This is a genomic window from Sphaerisporangium fuscum (assembly GCF_018531465.1).
Lineage (GTDB): Bacteria > Actinomycetota > Actinomycetes > Streptosporangiales > Streptosporangiaceae > Sphaerisporangium > Sphaerisporangium fuscum.
On sequence record NZ_JAHDTF010000017.1, the window covers coordinates 145568 to 157751 of the forward strand.

General features: G+C 72.7%; 15 protein-coding genes. 10 read left to right on the forward strand and 5 right to left on the reverse strand.

Features of this window, described 5'->3' with window-relative positions:
• The first annotated feature begins 50 nt into the window (after positions 1-50).
• A complete protein-coding gene (locus KIK05_RS22075) occupies positions 51-689 on the forward strand; it encodes a DUF6758 family protein (RefSeq protein ID WP_214412678.1) in 639 nt (212 codons plus the stop codon).
• 2 nt (positions 690-691) lie between these two features.
• Here the strand turns inward: KIK05_RS22075 and KIK05_RS22080 are convergent, their stop codons facing one another.
• The gene (locus tag KIK05_RS22080; RefSeq protein WP_214412679.1) at positions 692-1426 is read right to left on the reverse strand and encodes an SDR family oxidoreductase; all 735 of its coding nucleotides are present in this window, start codon (positions 1424-1426) and stop codon (positions 692-694) included.
• A gap of 73 nt (positions 1427-1499) precedes the next feature.
• Between KIK05_RS22080 and KIK05_RS22085 the strand changes: the two genes are divergently transcribed.
• Positions 1500-2303, forward strand: coding sequence for a helix-turn-helix transcriptional regulator (locus KIK05_RS22085; protein WP_214412680.1), 804 nt, complete (start codon positions 1500-1502; stop codon positions 2301-2303).
• A gap of 3 nt (positions 2304-2306) precedes the next feature.
• Here the strand turns inward: KIK05_RS22085 and KIK05_RS22090 are convergent, their stop codons facing one another.
• Positions 2307-3131, reverse strand: a complete 825-nt coding sequence (locus KIK05_RS22090; RefSeq protein WP_250563207.1) for a DUF3152 domain-containing protein — start codon at positions 3129-3131, stop codon at positions 2307-2309.
• 151 nt (positions 3132-3282) lie between these two features.
• Between KIK05_RS22090 and KIK05_RS22095 the strand changes: the two genes are divergently transcribed.
• Together KIK05_RS22095 and KIK05_RS22100 are read left to right on the forward strand one after the other, a co-directional pair.
• Entirely contained in the window at positions 3283-4005 is a 723-nt protein-coding gene (locus tag KIK05_RS22095) for an MBL fold metallo-hydrolase (RefSeq protein ID WP_214412681.1), read from the forward strand.
• A 101-nt stretch (positions 4006-4106) separates the two neighbouring features.
• Positions 4107-4982 carry a RecB family exonuclease gene (locus tag KIK05_RS22100; RefSeq protein ID WP_308250054.1) on the forward strand — a complete coding sequence of 292 codons (876 nt, stop codon included), beginning with the start codon at positions 4107-4109 and terminating at the stop codon, positions 4980-4982.
• A 31-nt stretch (positions 4983-5013) separates the two neighbouring features.
• Here the strand turns inward: KIK05_RS22100 and KIK05_RS22105 are convergent, their stop codons facing one another.
• Positions 5014-5574 (reverse strand): TetR/AcrR family transcriptional regulator, encoded by a 561-nt coding sequence (locus tag KIK05_RS22105; protein WP_214412682.1) that lies wholly within the window; start codon positions 5572-5574, stop codon positions 5014-5016.
• A gap of 154 nt (positions 5575-5728) precedes the next feature.
• On the opposite strand from KIK05_RS22105, the gene KIK05_RS22110 reads away from it, so the two are divergent.
• The 6 genes from KIK05_RS22110 to pqqE all read left to right on the forward strand — a co-directional run bounded on the left by KIK05_RS22110 (position 5729) and on the right by pqqE (position 10309).
• A complete protein-coding gene (locus tag KIK05_RS22110; protein ID WP_214412683.1) occupies positions 5729-6622 on the forward strand; it encodes an NmrA/HSCARG family protein in 894 nt (297 codons plus the stop codon).
• A 164-nt stretch (positions 6623-6786) separates the two neighbouring features.
• On the forward strand, positions 6787-6939 hold the full coding sequence (locus KIK05_RS22115; protein WP_214412684.1) for a hypothetical protein: 153 nt from the start codon (positions 6787-6789) through the stop codon (positions 6937-6939).
• A 235-nt stretch (positions 6940-7174) separates the two neighbouring features.
• Positions 7175-8218: an MBL fold metallo-hydrolase gene (locus KIK05_RS22120; RefSeq protein WP_214412685.1), complete on the forward strand. Its 1044-nt coding sequence runs from the start codon at positions 7175-7177 to the stop codon at positions 8216-8218.
• 23 nt (positions 8219-8241) lie between these two features.
• Positions 8242-8928: a pyrroloquinoline-quinone synthase PqqC gene (pqqC, locus tag KIK05_RS22125; RefSeq protein ID WP_214412686.1), complete on the forward strand. Its 687-nt coding sequence runs from the start codon at positions 8242-8244 to the stop codon at positions 8926-8928.
• The gene (gene pqqD, locus KIK05_RS22130; protein ID WP_214412687.1) at positions 8925-9185 is read left to right on the forward strand and encodes a pyrroloquinoline quinone biosynthesis peptide chaperone PqqD; all 261 of its coding nucleotides are present in this window, start codon (positions 8925-8927) and stop codon (positions 9183-9185) included. The genes pqqC and pqqD overlap by 4 nt, the downstream gene beginning before the upstream one ends.
• Positions 9182-10309, forward strand: coding sequence for a pyrroloquinoline quinone biosynthesis protein PqqE (gene pqqE / locus KIK05_RS22135; RefSeq protein WP_214412688.1), 1128 nt, complete (start codon positions 9182-9184; stop codon positions 10307-10309). Before pqqD ends, pqqE begins: the two co-directional genes overlap by 4 nt.
• On the opposite strand, the gene KIK05_RS22140 is transcribed toward pqqE, so the two are convergent.
• Positions 10263-11171, reverse strand: coding sequence for an oxygenase MpaB family protein (locus KIK05_RS22140; protein WP_214412689.1), 909 nt, complete (start codon positions 11169-11171; stop codon positions 10263-10265). The genes pqqE and KIK05_RS22140 overlap by 47 nt on opposite strands.
• A gap of 57 nt (positions 11172-11228) precedes the next feature.
• A complete protein-coding gene (locus tag KIK05_RS22145) occupies positions 11229-12107 on the reverse strand; it encodes an alpha/beta fold hydrolase (protein WP_214412690.1) in 879 nt (292 codons plus the stop codon).
• Positions 12108-12184: the final 77 nt, after the last annotated feature.

Here is a 12184-nt window from a genome sequence, read left to right on the forward strand (position 1 = left end):
ACGGACAGCCCCTTGACTTGACCGCGTCGACGGAAGCACCGTGGGTAACTGTGAGAGCCGCGCCCACCTGCCCTCGGTGTTTCGGCACGCTGCGCCCACCCAGCGCATGGAGCAGCGCTTGGCGTTGTGGCGTGCACGGCGCCGTACTGCCCTTCCAGCCCAGACGCCCCTCCGACCAGGCGCTCGAGGTGATCCGCAAGGACTCCCGGGTGCCCTTCTGGGTCCCCTGGCCGCTGCCGCCGGGATGGCTGGTCACCGGCTTCGGCGACGCCGGCGACGAGCGTACGGGCATCCGCGCGGGGGTCGTCGCCCTGTCGGGCCCCTCGGTGACCCTGGGACCCGCCGACCTCGTCATCGTGGCCGAGGAGCCCGGCATGGGGCTCGGGGCCGCCTTCGCCGGGCTCGACGGCCCCGACCCCGGTCCCGGGTTCGACGACGGGCCGCCGAACGCCAAGGTCGACACCCTGGGGCACCCGACGGCGTTGTGGTGGGTGGAGGGGGGCTCGCCCGACCGGGCGGTCTACGTCGGCGAGGCGATGGGCAACTGGCTCTGGGTGGTCGGCTGGCCGGCCGAGTCCGGCTGCCTGGTCGCGCTCACCAACCTGTCCTTCCGCGACCTCCGAGAGCACGACCAGGAGCTCGACCTCCCCTTCGGCGCCTTCTCACCCCGCCTGGAGGGCACCCCGTAGCCTCACCAGGGCACCGGGGTCCCGTCCCAGGAGAAGAACCCGCCGGTGGGGCCGTCGTCGGGGAGCAGGGCCAGCCGGACGGCGCCGGCCGCGGCCTCGGCGGGGTCCCCGTCGCTGGTGGCGGCGCGTTCGTTGAGGTCGGTCCTGCGCAGGCCGGGGGCCAGCGCGTTCACCTTGAACCCCTCGGCGGCGAGCGCCTGGGCGTAGAAGAGCGTCAGCGCGTTGAGAGCCGCCTTGGACGATCGGTAGGCCGCGCCGGAGCCGTTCGAGAGGGCGAACACCCGCTCCGGGTCGGCGCTCCAGGTGAGCGATCCGGTGCCGCTGGAGACGTTCACGATGCGGGGGCCGGCGGAGCGGCGCAGGGCCGGCAGGAACGCGTTGGTGACGGCGAGGACCCCGAAGAGGTTCGTCTCGTACGTGCGGCGGAAGCTCTCGACGTCGGCCTCGGGCGCCGTGCCGCCGTCGACCATGATGCCGGCGTTGTTGACCAGGATGTCCAGGCTCTCGACCTGCCGGGCCGCCTGGGCGACGCTCCTGCCGTCGGCGACGTCGAGGACCAGCGGCCGGGCGTCCCCGCCGATCTCCTCGACGGCCTTCTCGCCCCGCCCGGCGTCGCGCGAGCCCACGTAGACGGTCAGGCCGGCCGCGGCGAGTTGCCGCGCGATCTCCTTGCCGATGCCCTTGTTGGCCCCGGTGACCAGCGCCGTGGAATTGTTCAGTGCTCGGGAGTCGTTCATGACGTCGACGATTCCGCGGCCGGGTGGGTCCATCCAGGGACGACCGATCCCTGGCAGCCGGAGGGAGGCACCAGTGGCGAGACAGGAGCTGGCGCGTTTCCTGCGCGACCGGAGGGAGACGCTGCGTCCCTCGGACGTCGGCATGCCCGCCGACCGGCGCCGGCGGACCCCTGGACTGCGCCGGGAGGAGGTCGCCGACCTGGCGCACATGTCGGTCGACTACTACGCCCGTCTCGAACAGGCTCGCGGCCCGCGTCCGTCACCGCGGATCCTGGACGCCCTCACCGGCGCGCTCCGGCTCACCCCTGCCGAGCGGACCCACCTGTTCCAGCTGGCCGGCACGAGCCCCACGCCGCCGCCCGGCCCGGCGCGCCGGGTGCGTCCGCACGTGGCGGAGCTGCTGCGCCGCATCCCCGGCACCGCGGCCATCGTCACCGACGCCGCCTACGACGTCATCGCCTGGAACCCGCTCGCGGAGGCCCTGCTGGGCGACCTCGGGACGCGGCCGAACCTCGCCCGCCGGCGGTTCCTGGGCGCCGGCCGCGCCTACGAGAGCTCCAGCGCCGAGGAGTTCGGCCACATCGTGGTCTCGCGGCTGCGCCGCGGCGCCGACCGCTACCCCCGCGACGAGGCCCTCGGGCGCCTGCTGGCCGAACTGCGTGCCGGAAGTGAGGAGTTCGTCCAAATCTGGGATGAAAACCCGGTGCACGCCCCCGGCCACCGGACCAAGGTCGTCACGCACCCGGAAGCGGGCCGGCTGCGCCTGAACTGCGACGTGCTCACCGTCCCCGACGACGACCAGCAGGTCGTGTTCATCACCGCCGACCCGGGCACCGCCTCCGCCCGGGCCCTGCGCCGCCTGCTCCCCACCGCCTGACCCTCAGCGCTTGTCCTCGGGTGGTTCCCGATCGGGGAAGGGCCACGGGTTGGGACGGCAGCCGTCCAGACCCTTGGTCTGCTGGAGCATCACCGGGGCACGCCTGCCGTGGCCCGGGCAGTGCTCGTGGTCGTGGCCGAGCGCGTGGCCGACCTCGTGATTGATCACATAGGCGTGGTAGGAGGTGTAGTCGCCCCGGTATCCGGGGATCGCCGTGGCCCAGCGTCTGGCGTTGATCACCGACCGGTGCCCGTTCCAGCACGAGAGCTTGCCGAGGGTCCGCAGGGGCAGGCACTGCACGATCGTCATGGCCGGGCTGGACAGGGCGACCCGGAACCGTACGGGGCCGTGGTCGACGCGCTCGAACCGCATCCGGCCGCCGCCTCCCCAGCTGCGCGGATCGTTCAGGATGTGGTGGACGGCGGCGGCGAACTCCTCCCCGTCGAACGGAAGCCCCTTCTCGACCTCCACCAGGTAGCGGACCACCTTCCCCCTGCTCCCCGCGGGGGGCGCGTCGGTGCCCTCGACGACCGAATACCGCCCTCCCGCCTTGCGCGGGACGCCTACCGGGTGCTCCTGCTCGACCGGGTCCTGGGCCACGGGCTGCCTCGGCCCGGGTTCGGTGGGGTCGGACAGTCTGGGCCGGGCGAGAAGCGGATGGCTCGGCGCCGGCCCGGCCGCCGGGGCGGTACCGGCGGCGGCCCGTTCCGGGGCGCCCGTCATCACGCTGCTCGCGCCGAGGAGAAGCGCGCAGGCGACCGCCAGGACGGCGGCCAGAGCGGCGCGAATGTGGGAGTCAGGGGTGCGAGACGTCGCTTTCCATCGCATCGACCGGAAAGCATATTACTGATCACCCGATTGATCGTGTTCGCCCTTATCATCCGCCTTGGTGGGATTGTGGGGGGTCCCGGGGGCTCCTGCCCGAAGACTGTTCCGGTGGGAGCGGCGGACCGGCTCAAGTGTTCGGTAAGGTCGTGCCGTGACAGCGCGTATCGAGCGAGTGGTGACCGAGGGCGTCGTGACGATCGACGGCGCCGAGCACAAGGTCGAGAACAACACCTGGATCGTAGGTGACGACGAGGAAGTCATCGTCATCGACCCCGCGCGCGACGCGGAGGCGATCCTTTCCGCGGTCGGTGAGCGCGAGGTGCTCGCCGTCGTGTGCACCCACGGCCTGCCCGACCACGTGGGCGGCGCGATCGAGGTGGCGGCGCGCGACGAGGCGGTCGTCGCCCTCAACCGCAAGGACCGCCAGCTCTGGCGCGAGACCTGGTCGGAGACCTACCCCGACATCGACATGGAGGACGAGGGCGTCTTCGGCGTCGCCGACGTCGAGCTGGAGGTCATCGCCACTCCCGGTGTCACCCAGGGCGGCTGCTCGCTGTACTGCGAGGCGCTGGGCGCGGTCTTCACCGGCAAGACGCTGCAGGCGGACGGACCGGGCAAGCTCGGCGGGGAGTACCCCGCGCTGGCCGACCAGCTGACCGCCATCGGCGAGCGGCTCTTCACGCTGCCGACCGACACGCGCGTGCTGCCCGCCCACGGCGAGGAGACCACGGTCGGCGAGCAGGAGCCCCACTTCGACGACTGGCTCACCGGCAAGCTCACCGGCGGCGGCGACTCCTCCGAGGCTCCCGCCGAGGGCCTGCCGGCCGACGGCACCCGAGTCTCGGGCATCAAGCTCAACCTCGACGACGAGTGACCTCCGTCGCCGGGTGACCGTTCCCCGGCGACGGCGATCATGAGGGCCGGTGGACGAGATCGGCGGGCCGGGCGCCCGCCGGGGCGAGGGGAGAGTTCGGCGTGGGGCAACTCGGTCTGGAAGGCATGCCCAGACGGCTCTACACGTGCACGCCGTCCCGGTTGAACACCTGGCTCGACTGCCCTCGGCGCTACCGCTTCACCTACCTCGACCGCCCGGCTCCGCCCAAGGGGCCGCCGTGGGCCCACAACAGCGTGGGCGCCTCGGTGCACAACGCCCTGGCCGGGTGGTGGCGTGAGCCGTACGACCGCCGCACGCCCGCCATGGCCGGCATCCTCCTCACCAAGGGGTGGATCACCGAGGGCTTCCGCGACCAGGAGCAGTCGCTGGAGTGGCGTGACCGGGCACGGGCCATGGTCATGGGCTACAGCAGCACCCTCGACCCCGCCGCCGAGCCGGTGGGCGTCGAGCGCACCGTCGCCACCCGCACGTCCGTGATCGCGGTCTCGGGCCGGGTCGACCGCATCGACAGGCGGGGCGACGAGCTGGTGATCGTCGACTACAAGACCGGCCGGCGCCCGCTGACCGAGGACGACGCGCGGTCCTCGCTCGCCCTGGCGATCTACGCCGTGGCGTCCTCGCGGGTGCTGCACCGGTCCTGCCGCAGGGTCGAGCTCCACCACGTACCGACCGGTTCGATCGTGCAGTGGGAGCACACCGAGGAGTCGCTGCGCCGTCACATCGGACGCGCCGAGGATGTCGCGCTCGAGGCGTCCGAGGCCGACGAGTTCTACCGCGACCGGCGCGCCGAGACCGCGCCCGGGGGGCCGGTGAGGGTGTCTCCCGAGGTCGACGAGCGGTTCCCGGCGAGGCCGGGGCCCATCTGCTCGTGGTGCGACTTCCGGCGTCACTGTGCCGAGGGCCAGGCGGCGGGGGCGGCCCGGCAGCCCTGGGACGGCCTGGCCGACGCCTCCTGATCCCCGCCGCCCGTCTCCGCCGGTCGATCGTTCAGGCGGTGGCGAGGCCCGTCGTGACCAGGATCATCAGCCGGTCGACGAGGTCCGCGCCGCCGGTGGACTCCGAGCTCACCCACGCGACGCCCGCGGCCAGGGCCATCAACTCCTCGATGGTCACATCCGAGCGCACGTCACCGGACCGCTGCGCGCGGTCGAGCAGCGCGGCTCCCGCGCCGCGCATCCTCATGCAGGAGGCGTGCAGCTCCGAGTCGGGGTCCCGCACGGCGGCCATCACCGACTCCGGCAGACCGCGGTAGGTGGTCGAGCCGATGGCGAGCTCCTTCAGCCAGGCGACCAGCGCCTCGCGGGGGGACTGCGAGGAGAGCAGATCTTCCGCCCGCAGCCGGAGGTCGTCGAACCTGGTGCGGAACAGCGCCTCCAGCAGGGCCTCGCGGGTCGGGAAGTGCCGGTAGAGCGTGCCGATGCCCACTCCCGCGCGCCGGGCGACGTCGCGGAGCGAGGCGTCGGTGCCGTGCTCGGCGAAGGCCTCCCGGGCGACGGAGAGCAGTAGCTCGTAGTTGCGTCGCGCGTCCGCGCGCACTGCTTCGGTCATGCGTGGTCGTCTCCCGTCGTTGACAGGGCGGAGCACTGCTCCGTATATTCGGAGCGGTGCTCCGATTATCTCGGAGCAGTGCTCCGAAACGCTTTCACCCATGTCGGGAGCGGTGCTCCGGTCCCGACGTCACACACTAACAGCGGGAGAGAACATGGCGACGACGGAGAAGATCGTGCTCGTCACCGGTGCGACCGGTCAGCAGGGCGGCGCGACGGCGCGGCGGCTCCTGGCGGACGGCTGGCGCGTCCGGGCTCTGGTGCGCGACCCGTCCACTCCGGCCGCGCGGGCCCTGGCCGAGGCCGGCGCCGAGCTCGTCAAGGGGGACATGGGCGACCGGGCCTCCCTCGACGCGGCGGCCGAGGGCGCGTACGGCGTCTTCAGCGTCCAGCCCGCCCAGGACGCGCCCCACTTCGCCGAGGGGGAGGTGCGCCTCGGCGTCAACGTCGCCGACGCCGCCCACGCCGCGGGCGTGCGGCACCTGGTGTACGCCTCGGTCGGCGGAGCCGAGCGGAGGAGCGGCATCAGCCACTGGGAGAGCAAGTGGGAGATCGAGCAGCACATCGCGCGGCTCGGCCTGCCCGCGACGATCCTGCGGCCGGTGATGTTCATGGAGAACCACGCCAGTCCCCAGTTCGGGGTGCTCGGCCCGACCCCGCTGATCAACATGATGCAGCCGGGTACGACGGTGCAGCTCATCGCGGTCACCGACATCGGCGCCTTCGCCGGTCTCGCCTTCGCCGACCCCGGACGATACGTCGGCGAGGCCCTGGAGATCGCCGGTGACGAGCTCACCGTCGAGCGGCTCGTGGACGCCATCAGCCAGGCGGCCGACCGGCCCCTTCCCCGGGGGCCGATCTCCGAAGAACTTCTGTCCGAGCAGGGGGTGGACCTCGGCAACGTACGGCGAGCCCGCTCCTTCGGCGGATGGCAGGCCGACATCCCCGCCCTGCGCGAACTCCACCCCGGCCTGATGGACTTCGCCACCTGGCTGGAACGCGAGGGTGCGGCACGCTTCAAGGCCATCTTCGCCGCTCAGGAGGGCTGAGGCAGACATCCGATGACAAGCCGACAGTCTGGTTCCGGCTTCGCCAACTTTGCGGCATAGGGCGATATAGGTCGGATGTGTTATGGGCAAAGTTCTTGACAATCGCCAGAGGCTCCCGTCATAACGTGTGTAACCCTCCAGCGACGGAAGGCAGGTGCCCGCTCATGGCGGAGTCGAAGGACCAGGGCAAGCGACAGCCACCGCGGATCCACGGCAAGCGCAGGAAGCCCAGAGACGAGGAGAAGACCTGGCACAAGCCCGACTACCAGATCGTCGAGGCGTCAATGGAGATGTCGGCCTACTTCCTCAACAGGTGACGCCGCCCGCGAGGGGCGCGGCGGTGGTCTGAGGAGGAGGGAGGGTGAGGTACGAGCCCGGACGACGACGAAGCCCGCCGCCTCAAGGAGCGCCCCTCGCCTGCCGAGCGGAGCGAGGCCATGGGTACGGGCGCGGCGGTGGTCTGAGGAGCGCCCCTCGCCGCCGAGCGCAGCGAGGCGAACAGGAACGGGCCCGCCGAGCGGAGCGAGGCGATCAAGCACAGCGAGGTATGCGATGCGTGTGCAGCTTCTCGGTACCGCCGCGGGCGGCGGCGTCCCGCAGTGGAACTGCGCGTGCTCCGGATGCGCCGGGGCACGCGCCCACCCGGGCCGCCGGCGCCGGCACGCCTCCCTGGCCGTCCAGGTGGAGACGGCACGGTCCTACGTCGTCAACGCCACCCCCGACATCGGCGACCAGATCGAGGCGTGTGACTGGTTGCTCCCGGGCCCCGGCCGCAGGGAGACGCCGCTCGCCGGGGTGATCCTCACCGACGCCGAGCTGGACCACACGCTGGGGATCGCCCGCCTGCGCGAGGCGGACAAGCTGGAGCTGTGGGCCACGCCGGCCGTGTGCGGGGCCCTCACCGGCCGGCTGCGGCTCGGCGAGGTGCTCGCGCCGTACACCGGCCTGACCTGGCACGACCTGCCATCGTCGCCGGACGCCCGCCCGCTCGGCGGCGGAGTCGAGGTGGACGCCGTCCCGCTTTCGGGGAAGCGCCCGAGGTACGCCGGCGCCACGCCCGGCGCGGCGAGAGGTCCGAGCTGCGAGGCGGGCGCCGGGAGGGGGCCTGGTTCCGAGCCCAGTGAGGGGAGCGGTCCGTACTCCGTGGCCGGTGCGGGGAGTGGTCCGGGCTTCGAGGAGGGCAGGGGGTTCGGCTCCGTGCCGGTGGAGGTGGGGGACGCCGGTCGCGGTTGGGTGGTGGCGCTCCGGCTCGCCGACCGGGTGACCGGCAAGGTCCTGGTGTACGCGCCGGCGATGGGCGTCTGGCCCTCCGAGCTCGACACCGCCCTGGCCGGCGCCGACTGCGTGATCGTCGACGGCACGTTCTGGGACGACGAGGAGCCCCGCCGCGCGGGCATCTCCGAGCGGACGGCCACGCAGATGGGCCACCTCCCGATCGAGGCGACCGCCGAACGGCTCGCCCGGCTCCCCGGACGCGTGCTGTACACCCACCTCAACAACACCAACCCGCTGGTCGGCCCGGACGCCCCGCAGCACGCGACGCTGGCCCGGCTCGGCGTCGAGGTCGCCGCGGAGGGCACGGTGATCGAGCTTTGACCGGTCCGCGCGAGGAGGTCCCTGTGAAAGCCTGGACGGCCGAGGAGTTCGAGGCCCGGCTCCGCGAGGTGCCCGCCGCCCGCTACCACCACCGTCACCCCTTCAACCTGCGGATGCACGCCGGCGAGCTGCGCCGGGAGGAGATCCGGGGCTGGATCCTCAACCGCTTCCACTACCAGCGGCACATCCCGGTCAAGGACGCCCTGATCCTCGCCAAGCTCCCTTCCAGCGAACTGCGCCGCCTGTGGATCCGCCGCATCCACGATCACGACGGCACGCAGGCGGGCGAGGGAGGCATCGAGCGCTGGCTGCGCCTGGGCGAGGCCGCCGGTCTCGGCCGTGACCTGCTGCTCTCCGGCGAGGGCGTGCTGCCCGGCGTCCGGCTCGCGGTGGACGGGTACGTCAACCTGTGCCGCCTCGGCTCGCCGCTCGCGGCCGTGGCCGCCTCGCTGACCGAGCTGTTCGCCCCCGACCTGATGCGTACCCGGATCGAGGCCTTCGAGCGTCACTACGACTGGATCGAGCCCGCCGGGCTGAAGTACTTCCGGACCCGGATCCCGCAGGGCGCGCAGGACAGCGGCGAGGCGCTCCGGCTGGTGCTCGACTGGGGCCGCGACCGGTCCGCCCAGGAGGAGGCGGTCGCCGCGCTGGCGTACAAGTGCGACGTGCTGTGGTCGCTCCTGGACGCGGTCGACGGGGCCTACCGATGACCGCGGACTGGCGGCCCTCCCTGGGGTGGGCACTCGAACTGCGCCACGACGCCGTCCGTGACACCGACCTGCTGCTGATGCCCGAGCGGATCGTCGTCCTCCGGGGCGCCGCGGCCGCCGTGCTCCGGTTGTGCGACGGCAGCCGTACGGTCTCGCGCATCATCGAGGAGCTGAGCGCCGAGTACCCGGGTGCGCCGGTCGCGGACGACGTCCACGAGTTCCTCCATCGGGTACGGCAGGAGGGCTGGCTGCGGTGATCCGGCCCGAGATCCCCGCTCCCTGGGCGATGCTGGCCGAGCTCACCCACGCCTGTCCCCTGCGCTGCCCGTACTGCTCGAACCCGCTGGAGCTGATCGCGCGCTCGCGTGAGCTGGCCACCGAGGAATGGGCGCGGGTCATGGCGGAGGCGGCCGAGCTCGGCGTCGTGCACGCCCACCTGTCGGGCGGCGAGCCGCTGCTGCGGCGCGACCTGACGGCGATCGTCGCGGCGGCCGACGGCGCCGGGATCTACACCCAGCTCGTGACCAGCGGGGCCGGCCTGCACCGTGCGCGCCTCGCGGAGCTTGCCGCCGCCGGCCTGCGCAGCGTCCAGTTGTCGGTGCAGGACGCCACGGCCGAGACGTCCGACCGCCTGGCCGGAACCCGGTCGTTCGCCGCCAAGGAGCGCGCGGCCGGGCTGGTCCGGGAATCGGGCCTGCCCCTGGGGGTCAACGTCGTGCTCCACCGGCACAACCTGGACTCGATCCACGAGATCATCGCCGTCGCCGTCTCCTGGGGCGCCGAGCGGGTCGAGCTGGCCAACACCCAGTTCTACGGGTGGGCGCTGCGCAACCGGGGAGCGCTGCTGCCCACCCGCGATCAGCTCAGCCGGGCGGAGGAGAAGGTGAAAGCCTGGCGGGAGCGCCTGGAGGACCGGGTGCGGCTGGTGTGGGTGGTCCCCGACTACTTCGAGGGCATCCCGAAGCCGTGCATGGGCGGGTGGGGCGCGGTCTCCCTGACCGTCGCGCCGGACGGCGCCGTGCTGCCCTGCCCGGGGGCGTACGTCCTGCCCGGCCTCACCTTCCCGAGTGTGCGCGAGGACGGGCTTCGGTGGATCTGGGAGCGTTCGCCGGCCTTCAACGCCTACCGGGGGACGGCGTGGATGGACGAGCCCTGCGCGGGCTGCCCCCGCCGGGAGACCGACTTCGGCGGGTGCCGGTGCCAGGCGTACGCGCTGACCGGCCACGCCGGCCGTACCGATCCCGCCTGTTCCCTGTCCCCGGACCACCACCTGGTCCAGCGGCTCACCGCCGCCGCGCCGGCCGGCGACGAGCCGTTGGTCTACCGGCGTCCTGTCAGCCGGTCGGGGAGGGCCAGCGGCGGGGGTCGGTCAGGCCCTTGAGCCCCTTGCCGACGTCGTAGCCGGCTGCCCCGAGCCGCTGCCGCGACCGGGCCAGCATCTCGCGGGTGCCCGGCATGAAGGCGTGGTCGTGCACGGGCTCCGGCAGGGTGTTCATGGCGAGCCGGAACACGCGCAGCGCCGCGGTCACGCTCACCTGCGGGACCTCGGGCAGCACGCCGTACATCCGGCGGGCCCACGCGGGCAGGGTGTAGTAGCACAGGGCGCCGAAGGGGAAGTACGCCGGTTTGCCGGGGGCGAGGAAGCGCAGGTCCTCGGGCAGCTTCGGCCACAGCAGGAAGCGCACGGCGGCGACCGCCTCGGGGGTGACCGCGAGCCGCGGCCGCATGCTGGCGAAGTAGTCGCGCATCTCGGCCAGCGAGCCCGGCACGTCCTCCTCGTGCAGGCCGACGTAGGTGGCGCTGCGGCGCTGTTCACGTAGGTAGCGGTCGGCCTGGCCGTCGGTGAGCCGCAGCCCCGCCCGTCTCGCCGCCGAGAGATACGACGACACCTCCGCGCAGTGCACCCACAGCAGCAGCTCGGGGTCGTCCACGCGGTGCGTCGCGCCGGTGCCGGGGTCGCGGATGCGCAACGCCCGGTGGATGCCCCGGACGCGGCGGCCTATCTCGTCGGCCTCCTCGGGGCTGCCGAACGTCACCCGCCCGACGAAGTCGGCCGTACGGCGCAGGCGCCCGAACGGATCCTCCTGGAAGGTGGAGTTCTGCCACACCCCGCGCATGGCGAGCGGGTGCAACGCCTGCAGCATCAGCCCCCGCACCCCTCCCACCCACATCGTCCGGTCGATGTGGACCAGCCAGGTGACCGTGTGAGGGGGCTGAACGACGATCTCGCCGATCCCGGTCATAGTAGGTAGATGATTACATGCCCTCCCCCAGGTGGCCGAGGCAGGAGGGGCCGGGGTTCAGCTGCTCTGGAGCAGGCGGTGTTCGGCCTGGTGCCAGAAGCGGGTGAGGGCGTGGGCCGTGGTCTCCGGGGCCTCGACCGCCGGGGAGTGCAGGGCGCCGGGCACCACGACGCACTCGGCCGCGAGGCGGGCCGCCATCTCGGCCTGGCTCGCGGGCGACCAGCCGTCGTCGTGCTCGCCGTACAGCACCAGCGTCGGCACACCGGCCTGCTTGAGGTCGTCGACCCGGTCGCGGGCCGACAGCACCTGCTCGGCCATGGCGAGCAGGCCGGTGAGGGAGTTGGCGAAAAGACGCCTGCGCAGGAACTCCAGGATGTCGTCGGGCACGCCCGCGACGATGGCCTCCGGCTCCAGGCGGTGGGTCCACAGGTGTTCGAGGCCGACCTCGGGCAGCTCACTCAGCAGGCCGCGGGCGGCCTTCTCGCGCGGGCCCGTGATGCCGGCCGGGCCGGAGCTCATCAGGGTGTACGACGCGAGCTTCGCGGCCCCGCCGATCACCGCCTCGCGGGTGACCAGGCCGCCGAAGGAGTGGCCCACCAGGTGGACGGGCTCACCGTCGCCGACGGCGGCCGCGACGTGGTCGATGTCGTCGCCGAGCGCCTCGCACGTGTAGGCCGAGGGGTCGTCGGGGCCCTTGGTCTCGTACTGGCCGCGCATGTCGATGGCGACGACGCGGCGTCCCGACTGGGCCAGCGTCTGGAGGACGGCGATGAAGTCTTCCTTGCTGCCGCTGAACCCGGGGACCAGCAGCGCGGGCAGGCGCTCGGGGACGCCGCTGACCGGCAGTGCCTCGAGCGCCGCGAACGTGCCCACGGGCGTCTCGATCTGCTCCTCACGGACACCGGGGGGCAGGGTCAGGAAGCGCGGCGTACTCACGTGGCACCACGATACTGAAGATCGATGTCTGCGACACCGTCAAGTGCGCTACGGCGGTAGCGTAGTCGGCTTTCCAC